General features: G+C 59.5%; 14 protein-coding genes and 2 tRNA genes. 4 read left to right on the top strand and 12 right to left on the bottom strand.

Annotated elements, in window-relative coordinates:
- The coding region (locus ACYVDE_RS03815; protein WP_460500135.1) for an O-methyltransferase at positions 1 to 454 on the top strand (454 nt) is incomplete at its 5' end.
- A 107-nt stretch (positions 455 to 561) separates the two neighbouring features.
- Here the strand turns inward: ACYVDE_RS03815 and kdsA are convergent.
- Positions 562 to 1,410, bottom strand: a complete 849-nt coding sequence (gene kdsA / locus ACYVDE_RS03820; protein ID WP_460500136.1) for a 3-deoxy-8-phosphooctulonate synthase — start codon at positions 1,408 to 1,410, stop codon at positions 562 to 564.
- Between the two features lie 147 nt (positions 1,411 to 1,557).
- Positions 1,558 to 2,172 carry a class I SAM-dependent methyltransferase gene (locus tag ACYVDE_RS03825; RefSeq protein WP_460500137.1) on the bottom strand — a complete coding sequence of 205 codons (615 nt, stop codon included), beginning with the start codon at positions 2,170 to 2,172 and terminating at the stop codon, positions 1,558 to 1,560.
- 126 nt (positions 2,173 to 2,298) lie between these two features.
- On the opposite strand from ACYVDE_RS03825, the gene ACYVDE_RS03830 reads away from it, so the two are divergent.
- A complete protein-coding gene (locus ACYVDE_RS03830) occupies positions 2,299 to 3,249 on the top strand; it encodes a hypothetical protein (RefSeq protein ID WP_460500138.1) in 951 nt (316 codons plus the stop codon).
- Positions 3,250 to 3,306: 57 nt separating this feature from the next.
- On the opposite strand, the gene ACYVDE_RS03835 is transcribed toward ACYVDE_RS03830, so the two are convergent.
- The 8 genes from ACYVDE_RS03835 to ACYVDE_RS03870 form a co-directional block, all read right to left on the bottom strand.
- Positions 3,307 to 5,082 carry a T9SS type A sorting domain-containing protein gene (locus tag ACYVDE_RS03835; RefSeq protein WP_460500139.1) on the bottom strand — a complete coding sequence of 592 codons (1,776 nt, stop codon included), beginning with the start codon at positions 5,080 to 5,082 and terminating at the stop codon, positions 3,307 to 3,309.
- Between the two features lie 62 nt (positions 5,083 to 5,144).
- Positions 5,145 to 7,772, bottom strand: a complete 2,628-nt coding sequence (gene cphA / locus ACYVDE_RS03840) for a cyanophycin synthetase (protein ID WP_460500141.1) — start codon at positions 7,770 to 7,772, stop codon at positions 5,145 to 5,147.
- A 183-nt stretch (positions 7,773 to 7,955) separates the two neighbouring features.
- Positions 7,956 to 8,744 (bottom strand): T9SS type A sorting domain-containing protein, encoded by a 789-nt coding sequence (locus tag ACYVDE_RS03845; RefSeq protein WP_460500143.1) that lies wholly within the window; start codon positions 8,742 to 8,744, stop codon positions 7,956 to 7,958.
- A gap of 200 nt (positions 8,745 to 8,944) precedes the next feature.
- Positions 8,945 to 9,015, bottom strand: a tRNA-Cys gene (locus tag ACYVDE_RS03850).
- Between the two features lie 141 nt (positions 9,016 to 9,156).
- Complete coding sequence (gene rpsA / locus ACYVDE_RS03855; RefSeq protein WP_460500144.1) at positions 9,157 to 11,073, bottom strand: 30S ribosomal protein S1; 1,917 nt, start codon at positions 11,071 to 11,073, stop codon at positions 9,157 to 9,159.
- A gap of 142 nt (positions 11,074 to 11,215) precedes the next feature.
- A complete protein-coding gene (locus tag ACYVDE_RS03860; RefSeq protein ID WP_460500145.1) occupies positions 11,216 to 11,800 on the bottom strand; it encodes a hypothetical protein in 585 nt (194 codons plus the stop codon).
- Positions 11,801 to 11,862: 62 nt separating this feature from the next.
- Positions 11,863 to 12,753, bottom strand: coding sequence for a polyphosphate kinase 2 family protein (locus tag ACYVDE_RS03865; protein ID WP_460500146.1), 891 nt, complete (start codon positions 12,751 to 12,753; stop codon positions 11,863 to 11,865).
- 75 nt (positions 12,754 to 12,828) lie between these two features.
- The gene (locus tag ACYVDE_RS03870; RefSeq protein ID WP_460500147.1) at positions 12,829 to 13,557 is read right to left on the bottom strand and encodes a VIT1/CCC1 transporter family protein; all 729 of its coding nucleotides are present in this window, start codon (positions 13,555 to 13,557) and stop codon (positions 12,829 to 12,831) included.
- A gap of 114 nt (positions 13,558 to 13,671) precedes the next feature.
- Here ACYVDE_RS03870 and ACYVDE_RS03875 point away from each other — a divergent pair, with 114 nt between their 5' ends.
- Complete coding sequence (locus ACYVDE_RS03875) at positions 13,672 to 14,370, top strand: Dps family protein (protein WP_460500148.1); 699 nt, start codon at positions 13,672 to 13,674, stop codon at positions 14,368 to 14,370.
- A gap of 71 nt (positions 14,371 to 14,441) precedes the next feature.
- Here ACYVDE_RS03875 and ACYVDE_RS03880 read toward each other — a convergent pair whose 3' ends face one another.
- Positions 14,442 to 14,825, bottom strand: coding sequence for a low affinity iron permease family protein (locus tag ACYVDE_RS03880; protein ID WP_460500149.1), 384 nt, complete (start codon positions 14,823 to 14,825; stop codon positions 14,442 to 14,444).
- A 279-nt stretch (positions 14,826 to 15,104) separates the two neighbouring features.
- On the opposite strand from ACYVDE_RS03880, the gene ACYVDE_RS03885 reads away from it, so the two are divergent.
- A tRNA-Leu gene (locus ACYVDE_RS03885) sits at positions 15,105 to 15,186 on the top strand.
- Between the two features lie 114 nt (positions 15,187 to 15,300).
- On the opposite strand, the gene ACYVDE_RS03890 is transcribed toward ACYVDE_RS03885, so the two are convergent.
- The coding region (locus ACYVDE_RS03890) for an NFACT RNA binding domain-containing protein (protein ID WP_460500150.1) at positions 15,301 to 15,740 on the bottom strand (440 nt) is incomplete at its 5' end.

The following is a 15,740-nucleotide window of genomic DNA, read 5'->3' on the forward strand; positions in this document are numbered from 1 at the left end:
GTTGGGCACCTCGCTGGGCCTCACCACGGCCTACCTCGCGGCGGCCGACTCGCGCAGCCGCGTCGTCAGCTTCGAGGGCTGCCCCAACGTGGCGGCCGTGGCCCGCGAAACGTTTGCGGAGCTGGAAATGCGCAACGTGGAAGTGGTGGAAGGCAACCTCGACCACACCCTCGCCCCCACCCTGGCAGCGCTGGGCGCCCCGGTCAATTTCGTGTTTTTCGATGGCAACCACCGCTACGAGCCCACGCTACGCTACTTCGAGCAGTGCCTCGCGCACCGCACCGACGAGTCAGTGTTTGTCTTCGACGACATTCACTGGTCGGAGGAAATGGAACGGGCCTGGGAGGCTATCAAAGCCCACCCCGACGTGCGCCTGACAGTAGACCTGTTCTACATCGGCCTGGTTTTCTTCCGGAAGAATCAGCCTAAGCAGCACTTCTGGCTGCGGGTATGAGAATTTCCGTTTGTCATCCTGAACGCAGTGAAGGACCTTATCACGTCAGCACTGCTAGCGTGGCAAGGTCCTTCACTACGTTCAGGATGACCGGCAAACCAGTTTAGCTAATCGGCTACTACATCGCCCGTTTCGCGAATGGCTTGGCGCACCCGCGTGAGCTTCACCAGTAGGGCTTCGAGCTGGTCGAGGGGGAGCATGTTGGCGCCGTCGGACAGGGCCGTGGCGGGCGTGGGGTGCGTTTCGATGAACAGACCGTCGGCGCCCACGGCAATGGCGGCTTTGGCAATGGTTTCGATGAGGGCGGGCTGGCCGCCGGTTACGCCGCTGCTTTGGTTGGGGCGCTGCAGCGAGTGCGTCACGTCCATTACCACGGGCACGTCGAACTCGCGCATGGCGGGCAGGTTGCGGAAGTCCACTACGAGGTCGGAATAGCCAAACGAGTTGCCGCGCTCGGTGAGGATAACGTGCGGATTGCCGGCCTGGCGCACCTTGTCGACGGCCCATTTCATAGCCTCACCGCTCAGGAACTGGCCTTTCTTGATGTTGACCACCTTGCCGGTCTGGGCGGCGGCGATGAGCAAATCGGTTTGCCGGCACAGGAAGGCCGGAATCTGGAGCACATCGACGTATTCGGCCGCCAGCGCGGCCTCGCCCGACTCGTGGATGTCCGTCACGGTGGGCACGCCAATTTCACGGCTCACTTTCTGCAGAATGCGCAGGGCGGTTTCGTCGCCAATGCCGGTGAAGGAATCGAGGCGCGAGCGGTTGGCCTTGCGGTAGGAACCCTTGAAGATGTAGGGAATCTGCAGCTTATCGGTCATGTGCTTGATGCGCTCGGCAATACGCAGGGCCATATCCTCGCCTTCGATGACGCAGGGGCCAGCCATGAGAAAAAACTGACCGGAATTGGTGTTACGGAAGTGCGGGAGGGTATTGGCGAGGGCCTGGAGCATGGTTTCTGGTTTGGGGTTACGGGCGATTAGCTGGACGTCATGCTGAGCTTGTCGAAGCATCTCTACCGCGCAACGTAATTCATTTACTTCAACGGTAGAGATGCTTCGACAAGCTCAGCATGACGTTCTATGATGCTAGCAGACAGGCTATGCTGCTTTCTTTTTCAAACAAATAAACAGCTCGCGCCCCTGCCGGGGCCGGAGCGAGTTAGTAGCGGTTTCAAAGTGGCGAAACTCGAAGTACGGCGCAAAGTACGCGCGATACTCTTCCCGGCTGCCGCCGAACGGCGGCTCCTGCACGGGGCCAAAATCGGTATCGAATAGCAGGCCCATGAGGGTGCCGCCGGGGTGCAACAGGTGGGCGCACTGCCGGGCGTAGGCCGGGCGCAGGGCGGGGTCGAGGGCGCAGAAAAACGTCTGCTCCACAATTAAATCGTAGGGCGGGTCGTTGGGCAGGCTAAAAAAATCGGCCAGCAGCAGGTGCTCCTTCGGGAAATCGGGCACGCGGGCGGCCAGCGCGGCCAGGGCTTCGGGGGCAATGTCGGCCACAAAAACGTGCTGGAAGCCGCGCTGGTGCAGGTACTCGGCCTCGTAGGCACGGCCGGCGCCGGGGATGAGGACGCGCGGCTGGGCAGCGACGTCGAGCTGGTCGAAATAGGCACGCAGCGGCGGGGTAATGCCGCGGGTATCCCAGCCGTCACGGCCATCATCGTAACGTGCTTGCCAGTAGGCCGCATCGAAGGCGGGTAAAACCGTTTTCATCGGGCTTAAGTATAGATTTGACTTGCCAGGGCATCAAACTCCCCTATTTTTACGCCCAAAGGTACGTGGCGCATTGCGCTGCGGGCCGCCATTTCTGTTCGCTTCTTCTCGCTTAACTATTCCCGCATGGACCCCAACGAAACCCCCGAACCCCGCTCCAACAACAGCCGCGTCCTCCTCTGGGTTGCTCTCGTCCTCGTCCTCCTGGGCATCAATGGCGTGCTCTTCTACCTCAACCAGCAGAAGGGCCAACAGAATGAGGCGCTGACCACTGAAGTAAAAGCCAAAGACAGCAAGCTGCAGGAGCAAATCAAACAATACGAGGCCCTGAAAGCCGATTTCGAGCGCCAAAGCCAGGAGCTGCAGGCGCTAGGCCTGAGCAACGACTCGCTGGTGGCTAAAATCGCCGCCGTGAATGCCGACCTGCTGAAGCTGCGCTCCTTCAAGGCCGGCAGCTTCTCTATTGCGCAGCAAAACCTATTCAAGCAGCGCGCCCAGAACCTGGAAGGCCAGCTACGTAAAAAAGATGATGACATTGCCCAATTGAAAAAGGACAACGAGTCGCTCTACACCGAAACCACGACGCTGAAGGAGCGCCAGAATAAGCTCTCCGATACCATCAGCACGGTGGTGCGCAGCAATAAGGAGCTGGCCGAGAAAGTATCGGTGGCCTCGCGCCTGCAGGCCGACAATATCCACGTGGCCATCATCACCTCCAAGAACAAGGAGAAGGACGACGACAAGGAGGAATTCAAAGCCAAGCGCGTCGAGAAGCTGAAAATCACCGCCAACCTGGCCCGCAACGACGTGTCGCCCAAGGAAACCAAAGCCATTTACCTGCGCATTCTGGAGCCTGACGGCGCCGCTCTCTACAACCTGAGCACGGGCGGCGGCACCTTCACCGTGGATGGCCAGGAAGCCTTCTACACGCAAAAGCAGGACGTGGTGTATGACAACACTCGCCAAAAGCTGGAATTCGTGTACGCCAAAGGCGCCGAGTACAAGAAGGGCCTGCACACCGTAGAACTCTACGAAAGCGGCCAGCTGATGGGCAAGACGACGTTTACGCTGAAATAACACGGCATCATTCAGCCACAAAAAGCCGCTTCAGTAACCGAAGCGGCTTTTTTGTGGCTATTCTACTACCAAGCGCTGGGCCAGGCCAACTCCGCGCAGTAGGTAGAGGCCTGCGGGCAGCCCGCGCAGGTCGAGTGATGTCTCGGGACTGATTGGGGCTGGGTAGCGGCGCACAGCCCGGCCCAGCGCGTCGGTGAGGATGAGCGGCGCTGGCACGGTGCCAACTGGTAAGCGTAGGGTGACTGTGTGGTGGGCAGGGTTAGGAAAAAGTTGAGCGGGCTCGAGAGGGCCGATGGCCGCCGTGGTGGCCGTGAGGGTGGCGTCGGTGAGTGAGGCGAGAAAGCCGAGATAGCCGGAAGCATCCGGATTGATGAGGGTAGTAGTGCCGAAGGCCGCCACCGAACTACCAAAAAATCCCGCTACGTATACATTGCTACCATTTACCAGTAGCGAGCTTGCCTCATCATAGCTCACGCCACCAGCCTGTTGCGCCCATAAAAAGCTCCCTGCACTGCTGAGCTTGGCCACGAATATATCGGAAACGCCAGCACTGGTGAGGGTGGTGGTGCCAAAGCTGGCATTAGTCCCATAAAAGCTACCGACAACATACAAGCTACCACCGCTCAGCGCCAGGCCATTGGCTACATTACCGCCCCCCCCGCCTGCGCGTTGAGCCCATGCGAAGCTGCTTGTACTCCCCATATCCGTCAGTTTGGCAACAAAGGCATCGTATGCGCCCACGCTGGTAAGCGTAATCGTGCCAAAGGTTGCCGTAGTATCGAACAGCCCTGCTACGTACACACTAGTGCCGCTCACGACCAGCGCGTAAGCCTTGTCTAAGTTCTGCCCACCAGCCTGTTGCACCCAGGCGAAACTACTGGCGCTGCCCGCATCGGTGAGCTTGCCCACAAACGCATCTGAATCACTCGAATACGTGCCCCGTTTGGTCAGCGTGAAAGAGCCAAAGCCAGCCGTCGGACTGGCAAAATTTCCTGCTACATACACATTGGTGCCGTTCACGGCCAGTGCGTTGGCTTCGTCGTTTTCAGTGCCGCCTGCCCGTTGCGCCCACTCGAATGCAGCAGTACTGCCCAAATCGGCAAGCTTGGCAATGAATACATCGTAGAAGCCCGCCGTGGTAAGCGTAGTGGTACCAAAGTCGGCGCTGGCACTATGGAATTTTCCTGCCACAAACACACTATTCCCACTTACTGCCAATGCGTTAGCCTCATCAAAGTGTGTACCTCCAGCCCGCTGCGCCCATACGAAGCTGCCGGTGTCAGTGAGTTTGGTCACAAACAAATCATCACCGCCGGCACTGTTGAGATTGGTAGCTCCGAAATCGGCCGTGGCGGGAGCGCCTCCATTAAGGGGGCCAAAATATCCTGCCACGTATACGCTGTTGCCCTGCACAACCATTGCCGTAGCGGCATCAAAGCCTCTGCCGCCGGCCCGTTGGGCCCACACGAACTGATTGGTTGCCGGATTGAACTTGGTTACGAATATATCCTCGGCCGCGCGGCTGGTCAACGTGATTGCGCCGAACGTAACAGAGTTGGCAAAGAAGCCAGCCAAATAAATATTGCCGGCTGCATCGGTAGCGGTTGCCAGCACTTTTGAATCATTATTGGCAATCCTCGCTGTAGCGGTGGCCACAGTTTGTGCCGACTGCCAAGCCGGGGCCTGAGCCACCGCCGGAAGGTGTAATGTGAGGACAAGCAAGGCAAGTATGGTGCGAACCGCCGCATTGACCCGGAAGCAGGTAGAAAATTGGAACATATAAAAAATGGAAAGGTGAAAAGCAGGAGGATAAAAATAGAAAGCGGCTGCCATTATCTGGCAGCCGCTCTTATGTACATCCGTTCTTATCCGTTTACTCTGCGGGAATCTGCGGTTCAGGCAGTTTTCTCGAACTCGTCCAGCTTGGCCAGCGTGAGGGCGATGTTCTCGGTGAAGATGACCCCTACCCCACCCTCGGGCGTGTGCGTGAGCAGGTGGTCGATGGCCTCGGGCTCGTGCTCGATGTAGGTGATTTTCAGGTCGGGCTTGTCGAGGCGCAGGCCACGCTCCATGATGTCGCGCAGGAACTCGGCCGACTTGCCGCGCAGGTCGCGGTCCTGGCGCAGAATCACTTCATCGAAGATGCGGCCGGCGATGCGGGCGAAGCCCAGCGTGTCTTCGTCGCGGCGGTCGCCGAGGCCCGACACGATGCCGATTTTGTGGGTGGCCGTGGTGGCGTCCAGAAACTCGGCGAATTTGGTAATGCCCGCCGTGTTGTGCGCGTAGTCCACAATCACCTCAAACTTGGGGTATTTGTACACGTTCATGCGGCCCGGCGTTTTGGTGCCCGACGGAATGAAGGTGCGGAAAGCCGTTTTGATGGCGTCCTTGTCGAACCCGGCCAGGTAGCCGGCCAGCCCGGCCGCCAGGCAGTTCTCAATGTTGAAGCCCGCGCGCCCCTCGAACGTAACCGGGAACTCGGCGGCCCGGTCGATGCGCAGCTTGTAGCTGTTGCGGTAGATGGTGACGTAGCCTTCCTCGTACACGGCGGCCACGCCCCCGGCCTCCACGTGCTCGCGGATGCGGGGGTTGTTTTCGTTCATGCTGAACAGGGCCACCTGGCAGTCGACGGTGCGTGCCATGCCGTACACCAGGTCGTCGTCGGCGTTGAGCACGGCCCAGCCGTTTTTGCGCACCGTGCGAGGCAGCACGCCTTTCACGGCGGCCATTTCCTCTACGGTGTAGATGTCGCGCAGGCCGAGGTGGTCGGCGGCCACGTTGGTTACCACCGCAATGTCGCAGGTATGGAAGCCCAGGCCCGAGCGCAGCATGCCGCCGCGGGCAGTTTCGAGCACGGCGTAGTTCACGGTGGGGTCTTTCAGCACGAACTCGGCACTCTGGCCGCCGGTGCAGTCGCCCTTCTGCAGCTGCACGCCCTGAATATAGATGCCATCCGTCGTGGTGAAGCCCACTTTGTAGCCCTGGCTGGCCACCAGGTGCGCGATGAGGCGCGTGGTGGTGGTTTTGCCATTGGTGCCCGTCACGGCGATAATTGGAATGCGGGCCGTGCTGCCGGGCGGAAACAGCATATCCACCACCGGCGCAGCCACGTTGCGGGGCAGCCCTTCGGCCGGCGAGATGTGCATGCGGAAGCCCGGGGCGGCGTTCACCTCAATCACAGCGCCGCGGCTCTCGTTCAGAGGCACGGCAATGTCGGTCGCCATCAGGTCGATGCCGCAGATGTCGAGGCCCACGATGCCGGCCACGCGCTCGGCCAGCAGCACGTTGTAGGGGTGCATCTGGTCGGTTACATCAGTGGCGGTACCGCCGGTGCTGATGTTGGCCGTGCTTTTCAGGTAGATTTCCTCGCCGGCCGGCAGCACCGATTCCAGGCTCAGGCTCTTGCCCGCCAGAATATCGAGCGTGTGCTTGTCGGCCTTGATGCTGGTGAGCACCTTTTCGTGGCCAATGCCGCGGCGCGGGTCCTCGTTCACCTTATCGATGAGCTGCTGAATCGTGCTGCTGCCGTCGCCCGTTACGGCGGCCGGGGTGCGCTTGGCGGCGGCAATCAGCTTGCCGTTCACCACCAGAAGGCGGAAGTCGAAGCCTTCCACAAACTGCTCCACAATCACGGCGCGCGAGTACGCCTGCGCGGCTTTCAGGCCCTCGGCCGCGTCGGCCCAGTTCATGATGCGGATGGTGGCACCCTTGCCGTGGTTGCCGTCGAGCGGCTTGGTTACGATGGGGAAGCCCAGTTCGTCGATGGCGTCGCGCAGGCCTTCTTCCGAATACACGGTGGTGCCGCGCGGTACCGGCACGCCCGCATCGTGCAGCATGGCCTTGGTGCGGTTCTTATTGCCGGCCACTTCCACGCCCGCGTGCGACGTCAGGCTGGTGGTAGTGGCCCAGATGCGGCGCTGGTTCACGCCGTAGCCTAGTTGAATGATGCTGGAATTCTTGAGCTGGATGTAGGGAATGTTGCGCGAGGCCGCTTCGGCCACGATGCTGTAGGTGCTCGGCCCGAAAAACTCGTCTTCCCGAATTTCGTGCAGCTCGGTTACGATGGGCTTGATGTCCACTTCCTCCTTGCGGCACACGGCCTCCACAATTTCCACGGCGGCTTCCATGGCGCGGCGGCCGGCGCGCTCCTCCTGGTACGCCACCACCACAAACTCCACCCCTTCCTCATGGGCCGGGTAGCTCTTGCCCCAGAACACGGGCATGGCGGCTTGGCGCTGCAGCTCCAGCGCCACATGCTGAATGACGTGGCCCAGGGGTTCGCCATCCTCCAGCGCTTCGGCAGTGAGCGGCTGGTGCTTGGCGGCCTGCTTGCCACTCATGCCACTGGGCTGCACCTGCCCGATGTTAGGGAATAATTTCATCAGGCGCCGGGCAAAGCCCGGCACCGTGTTCGACCATTGGCCGGCTAGTTCCTGTAAATCAACTTTGGCAACAATCAGTTTGTAGTGTTTAACAGACCAATAGCTCGGCCCGCGCATGGTGCGGAGGTCAACAATCTTCATAAAGTGGTGGGTGGTAAAGAACAGATGGTGCCGCAAGTACGGCCAATGGCCGCGCTTGGCTACGAAATGTAGGCATGAATATGCCCAAATCCTGCTGCACGCCCGCCTCACCGCCCGATAACATGAAAAAAGCCCCGACGAGGTCGGGGCTTTTCCAATCGTCGGCCGCTTCCGGCCGCCGGCTTATTGAATCACGAAGCGGCGGCCGGCGGTGGTGCCGGCCGGCGTAGTTACGCTGTATACGTACAGGCCCGGATGCAAGTCCCGCGCGCTCATTTCCAATGCTTTCACGTGGCTATCGACTTGGTAGCGGGCCACCAGCTTGCCGCTCAGGTCCATTACCTGCAGTGTGCCTACCTGGCCAGCCGGCACGGCATAGGGCAACGTCACCTTTTCGTGGGCGGGGTTAGGGTAGGCACCGTCTACCTGCTCGGCCACGCCTGCCGTGGCCGCGCGCAAGGCAAGCTGCCCGGGCAGGCTGTATACCCGCGTGTAGAAGCGCGTAAGTCCGCCAGTTGCGTTGTAGCCACTTTTTTGGGCCAGAAGCTTCGTGCCCGCCGGCGTGTTGTAGATATCCGCGTCATACGTCGAATCCAGCACCGCCAGCGTAGTGCCGGTTTCGGAAAAGATAGTGGCGCGGATGGCATTGCCATTGGTGGGGTTGTAGTAAAATGCCAGATACTCTATCGTGGATGGATTGGTATCAAATAGCCGGTCCGAAATGAAAGCCACGCCAGCGGGCGTGGCATTGCTCAGCACTGGCGGCGTAAACTGCTTGAAGATGGAGTGATTGAGGTTATAAAGCGTGTGTTGGTTGCTGGCGTCGCTCATCACATACTTGTAGTCGCCGTTGCTCAGCCGCACCATATAGCCGCCCCCGTTGTACACCTTCTCGGGCGTGATTTGGGCTTGAGCAGCGCGGCCTGTTAGCAATGCAACCGCTAGAAGGCTATAGTAAAAACCTTTTTTCATAAAGAGGGAAGTGGATGTTGGAAATGAGTAAGGCAATGAGGCAGCAAAAATAAACCCGCTTATACGTAGCGCAAGCCCTCTTTTCGCAGCTATTTACCATAAACTCTATCAACACAACCTCCAAGAGTTTATGCGCGCAGAGATGCGCATAAAAAAATCCCCCTGTCAGCAAAACGCTGAGAGGGGGATTCTGGCAAGAGAGGTGACGAGCGGATTCGAACCGCTGTAGGAGGTTTTGCAGACCTCTACCTAGCCACTCGGTCACGTCACCATTGTGGTCTTTTGGGAGCGCAAAGGTAGGCAGCGGGTTTTGCGTGGGCAAGGCCCGCCACAAAAAAAGCCCCGATGCTCGACGCATCGGGGCTTTTAGGTGCTTAGCCCAAGCCGGTTAGGCTTCGGGCATCAGCGGTAATTACTGAGCGGCAGCTTCGTCTTCCAGCGACTGCTCGTTGTCGGCACCGGCGGCGGGAGCATCCTGCTTGGCCTTGGCGCTGGCGGCGAGCTTCTGCTCACCGGCTTTGCGCTCGGCACCAGCCATCTGGTCGCGCAGGGCGCTCAGCGCGTCGAGGTCGCCGAGGGTCGACTTCTCTTCGTTTTTCTTCAGGTCGCTGATTTTGCCTTCACCCTGGTTGTCGCCAGCCTTGGTGTTGGTTTTCTTCTTGAACTTGGCGTTGCGGCTGTCGTCCTCAGCGGCGGCTTCCTTATTGAACACGGCCGTGTGCGAGAGCACGATGCGGCGGTCATCCTTCGAGAACTCCGTTACGCGGAAGTCGAGCTGCTCGCCGTTCTCAGCGTTCGAGCCGTCTTCCTTCACCAGCGACTTGGGGTACGCGAAGCCCTCGATGCCGTACGGCAGTTCGAGCACCGCGCCACGCTCGGTCTTCTCGGTGATGGTCGCCTTGTGTACCGAGCCGGGGGTGAACACCGTCTGGAAAGTATCCCAGGGGTTTTCTTCCAGCTGCTTGTGGCCCAGGGCCAGGCGACGGGCGCCCAGGTCCAGCTCCAGAACAACTACGTCGAGCTTATCGCCCACCTTCACCATTTCGGAGGGGTGTTTGATTTTCTTGGTCCAGCTCAGGTCCGACACGTGCACGAGGCCGTCCACACCCTCTTCCAGCTCCACGAACAGGCCGAAGTTGGTCAGGTTACGCACGGTGCCGCTGTGCTTGGTGCCCACGGCGTAGGTCGAGGCGAAGTCGCCACGGGTCCACGGGTCTTCGGTCAGCTGCTTGATACCGAGGCTCATCTTGCGGTCTTCGCGGTCGAGCGTCAGAATCTGCGCTTCTACCGTGTCGCCCTGCTTGATGAAGTCCTGCGGGTTGCGCAGGTGCTGGCTCCAGCTCATTTCCGACACGTGGATGAGGCCTTCTACGCCCGGCACCACTTCCATGAACGCGCCGTAGTCGGCCACGTTCACGATGCGGCCCGATACTTTGGAGCCCGGCTGCAGGTCGGCCGGCAGCGAATCCCACGGGTGGGGCGTCAGCTGCTTCAGACCCAGCGAAATACGCTTCTTGGCTTCGTCGAAGTCCAGAACCACGATGTTCAGTTTCTGGTCCAGGGTCAGCACTTCGCTCGGGTGAGCGATGCGGCCCCACGAGATGTCCGTGATGTGCAGCAGACCGTCGACACCGCCGAGGTCGATGAACACGCCGAAGTTGGTCATGTTCTTGATGTTGCCTTCCAGAATCTGACCTTTTTCGAGGTTGTTCAGGATGGCCTCACGCTGCTTCTCGAGGTCTTTCTCGATGAGTACTTTGTGCGACACCACCACGTTGTCGAAAGCGGAGTTGATTTTCACCACCTTCACTTCCATGCGACGGCCAACATAAATGTCGAAGTCGCGGATGGGCTTCACGTCGATTTGCGAGCCGGGCAGGAAGGCTTCCACGCCGTCGAGCTCCATGATGAGGCCGCCTTTGGTGCGACGCTTCACCACGCCTTCGAGGATGGTATCCAGCTCGAGGGCATCGTAGATGGCCTTCCAGGCCTGCTTGATTTTGGCTTTCTTGCGGCTCAGGATGAGCTGGCCGTTGGCGTCTTCCTGGTCTTCGATGAACACCTCCACCTCGTCGCCGATTTTCAGGTCGGGCAGGTCGCGGAATTCGGTCAGGGCCACGAGGCCGTCAGATTTGAAGCCGATGTTCAGGATTACGTCGCGGTCGGTGATACCTACCACGGTGCCCTTCACTACTTCTTCTTCCTGTACGGTCGTCAGCGTATCGCCGTACATTTTTTCCATCTCAGCACGCTGGTCTGCCGAGTAGTTACCGCCGAAGCCGGTGGCTCCAACGTTGTCCCAATCGAAATCGTCAACTAATTCTGCCATAATAGCTTGCGGGCTTCTGTTGCTACACGCGGCGGCCGAAGCCCAAACCTCCGCGCAGTTGGTTTGATGCACTCGCCGCGAGTATGGGCAAGGCCCGCCACCCTGGCGGGGCCGCAAAGGTACGGGTTATCAGGCAGTTTTGCTAGTCCTGATATTCCCTTTCCGGATAACGCTTGGCAACAGCGGAGAGGTAAGCAGGATTTACAATAAGACTACTCCGAATAGCTGCTAACAGCTGACGACTCTTGGCATTATCGGGCGCTAAAAAATGGCATTCAACACGTCGATAGCGACCATGAAAGGTCAGCGAAATAGCATAGCACGCTTGTCCTCTTCGCCCGTACTCAACGCGTTTTGGAAGATGATAATCCAACTCGATGGCGTGAGTAGTGCTATCAGCGATATAGCGTTCTATTACAGCTAGATTCTGGTTTTTGGCATTAATTACATGTCTGGCTTGCTTTTCATCCGCGTACACGCGCCAAGGCAATGCTGGATAGTATTTACTCCCTGGCATTGCAGTTACGTAAACGGAAACCATCGCTGTAGAATCCGGGCTATGATAAAAGGCTGCAGATTCTCCATAACTACCATCAGGAGCCGAATCAGGTGGATAAATTATCGGTTTGCCCTGAATTAGAGTTGTATCAGGTAAGACAAAAGACACATTGCCTTTTGCTATGGACACTCGCCGTCCCACTGGCTGCGGCTTATTGCAGCCAATCATTACGAGCGCTAAAACGGTACAGCATATTCTAATCATTTCCGAATAACTGACTCCGCAGGCAACTATTGCTCAATCACCTGCGCCTTCACGTCGAAAGCAGCTTTGGGCGGCTGGGGGTTCATGTCTTCCAGCGTAGCCACCACGATTTCGGCGATGGCCAGGTCGCGGGCCCATTTCTGGTTGGCGGGGATGACGAACCACGGGGCGTGGGCGGGCGAGCAGTGGCGCAGGGCGTCTTCGTACACGGTTTGGTAGTCGTCCCAGCGGGCGCGCTCCTTGAGGTCGTTGGGGTCGAATTTCCAGTTTTTGGCGGGGTCGTCGAGGCGGGCTTGCAGGCGGGCGGCCTGTTCTTCTTTGGAGATGTGCAGGAAAAATTTGAGGATGCGCGTGCCGTTGTTGGTGAGCAGCTGCTCGTAGTTGTTGATGTCTTCGAAGCGCTGGGCGGCCGTTTTATCGTCAACCAAACCGTGCACGCGGGTTACGAGCACATCCTCGTAGTGCGAGCGGTTGTACACGCCGATGTGGCCGCGCTTGGGCGCTTGGGCGTGAATGCGCCAGAGAAAATCGTGGCTCAGCTCCTCGGGCGAGGGCGCTTTGAACGAGGCCACCGATACGCCGGCCGGGTTCACGCCGGTGAGCAGGTTGCCGATGGCGCCGTCCTTGCCGCCCGTGTCCATGGCCTGAAACACCAGCAGCAGGGCCTGCCGGTGCTCGGCGTAGAGGAGCTCCTGCAACTCGAACAGGCGCTGGCGCAGCTGCAGCAGGCGCGGGGTGGCGTCGTCGCGGTTGTGCGGGTGGTAGGCGAAGGGCTTTTCGCTGCCGGGGTCGACGGCAGCCAAGTTGAAGGACTTGCCTTTGACGAGGACGGCGGAGGTTTTAGGGAGTTTGAATGACATGTCGAAAGGAGCAACCACCGCTTTGGAGGCGGCGAGATAGTTGGGGAAAATTGTCATTCCGAAGCAGGAGGAATTTGGGTTAAGCCATTGAAGACTTTACCCGGATTCCTCCTGCTTCGGAATGACATGTGGCTAAGCGCCGCCCACCAATCGGGCGATGCCGAACGCGGCGGCGGCGGCCAGCGCGCCCACCACGGCCATTTTGATGGCGCCGGCCACGGGCGGCTGGCCGGTCATGCGGCTTTTGGAGTAGCCGAACACGAACAGGCAGACCAGCGTGATAACGGCCGAATACGCCAGGCCCTGGCTGGGCGAATCGGTAAAGAAATAGGCGCTGAGCGGGATGAGGCCGCCCAGCGCGTAGGCCACACTGATGGTGGCAGCACTTTTGGGCGCCTGCTTGGGGTCAGGCTCTTCGAGGCCCAGCTCATATTTCATCATGAACTTCACCCACTGCTCGGGGTCGGCGGTGAGCTCGGCTACGGCTTGGCGGCGGGTGGTTTCGGAGAGGCCCATGTCGGCCAGTAGCTCCTCCACTTCGGCGCGCTCCTTATCCGGCACCTCCTGCACTTCACGGTGCTCGCGGGCCAGTTCCGAGCTGTAATGCTCGACCTCGGTGCGGCCGGCCAGGTAGCCGCCGAGGCCCATGGCAATGCTGCCGGCCACGATTTCGGCCAGACCTGCCGTGATAACCAGGCCCGACGACGACACCGCCCCGCTGAGGCCGGCAGCCAGCGCGAACGGCACCGTCAGGCCATCGGACAGGCCGATGACAATATCCTGCAGCATGGCCGAGCTGGTCATGTGCTGTTCGGGGTGCACGTCGTGCGGCAGTTGGGTAGTGGTTTCGGGCGTAGCCATAAGGATATTTGAGTAGGAGGGCTTAACCCCGTAGGGCGCTTTACGTACGAGGAATCAGAATTTTTCGCTGCCGCATCGTGCGGTCAACCCCTCACCTCAACCGTTTCTTCTCCTATGGCTCCCTCCGCCAAAGCCGCTGCTCCTAAAGCCGACGCTGCTAAATCAGCTGCCGCTCCAACTGCCAAAAAACCGGCTGCCATCAAAGCAGCCAGCAACGGCAAATCGTCGGGCACCAACCCCGCCGTCGACATTCAACCCATCCTCAACCAGCAGAACCACGCCCCCGCTCCTACCCAGAAGTACGGCACCGTGAGCCAGCGCCTGCCCATCGGCCTCGACGAAGCCACCCGCCAGGAGAGCGTAACGATGCTCAACCAGTTGCTGGCCGACACCATCACGCTGCGCGACATGTACAAGAAGCACCACTGGCAGGTGGTGGGCCCCACCTTCTACCAGTTGCACCTGCTCTACGACAAGCACTATGAGGAGCAGGCCACGCTGGTCGACACCATTGCCGAGCGCATCCAGATTCTGGGCGGCGTGGCCGTGGCCATGGCCCACGACGTGGCCGAGCTCACCAGCTTGCCGCGCATTCCGCGCGACCGCGAGGAGGCTCCCATTCAGGTGTCGCGCCTGCTGAGCGCCCACCAGACCATTCTGAAAAACTGTCACGACTACGCCAAGAAAGCCGACGAGTCGGGCGACGATGGCACCAACGACCTTATTGTGAGCGACCTCATGCGCACCAACGAGTTCCAGGTGTGGTTCGTTTCGGAGCACGTGGTGGAGTCGCCGCTGACCCGCGCCGAGTAGTCCTGCTGTTGCGGTCAGCCGCCACAAAAAAAGCCCCCGCAGCAATTGCGGGGGCTTTTTTTGTGAATTGTCTATTCGTTTTGCGCGGCAACTTTCTCCCGCTCGTTGTCTTCCGCCTCTTCCACCGTGTGGGTTTTGCCGAGGTCGTTATCCTTTTTAGCCAGTTCGGCAAGGGCGCAATAGAAATCGTGCAGGATGCGGATTTCCTCTTCCGAAAAATCCTGGGCATTGATGAGGCGGTTGCTGGCGCCTTGGGTGGCGGCAATCAACTCGTTCAGTTTGAGGTGGAGCACCAGCGAGTCCTTGTTCTGCGCGCGCTGAATCAGAAACACCATTAAAAACGTGACAATAGTGGTGCCGGTATTGATGACCAGTTGCCAGTTTTCGGAGTACTGAAACAGCGGCCCCGTGACGGCCCACACCAGCACAATGCCCAGCGCGGAAAGGAAAGCCACCGTCGAACCCGAGAATTTGGTGATGCTTTCGGCCAACCGACCAAAAAAAGATGTGCGCGAAGAATTTGGTTCGTTTGCCATATAGCCAGATGATTTTCAGGAAGGAAAGCTCCGTATTTGCAGCAGCAGCGCATCAAGATTAGAGCCGAATTGATGGAGCTCGCATGAAAACCCGCACATTTTGGTTGTGTAGGCAAAATCCGCCGGCTATCTTTGCACCCGCTTCGGCACCTCACCGACGCCGGCTTCGGCCGCCATACCAATGCTTAGTTGCCTTTTGCGCACGTGGTGAAACTGGTAGACACGCCATCTTGAGGGGGTGGTGCCTTCGGGTGTGGGAGTTCGAATCTCCCCGCGCGCACGCAAAACGAAAGCCCGCTGCAAGCAATTGCAGCGGGCTTTTCCGTATTCGTTGGCTTAAAAAAAACAGTCATGCTTCGCCTACGCTCAGCATGACGGCCTTTCCAGCTCGTATTTAGCCCTGCTCCCGCTCAAATGGGTTGCCGGGCTTCACCAGCACTACCCGTTCGCGCTCCACGATGACCTGACCGGGGCGGGCGCCGCGGGGCTTGCGCACGAATTTTTTGGGCGTGACCGTGACCGGGCACAGCGAATCGTGCTGACGCTTGGAGTACCAGCCGGCCAGCATGGCGGCGTGCTCCACCACGGGCTCGGGCACGGTTTGACCGGCGCGGTGGCGGATAATGACGTGCGAGCCGGCCACATCCTTGGCGTGCAGCCAGAGGTCGTCTTTGTGCGCGTATTTCTGGGTGAGTAGGTCGTTATTCTCGGCGCTGCGGCCCACGAGGATGGTGAAGCCGCGGTCTTCGAATACTTTGAAGGGCAGCTCGCCAGGCGCTTTGGTGGCGGCGTTGGCGGCGGGGTCGAGGCCGTGCTGCTTGCGCCAGGCGCGCA

The organism is Hymenobacter agri (assembly GCF_054778495.1).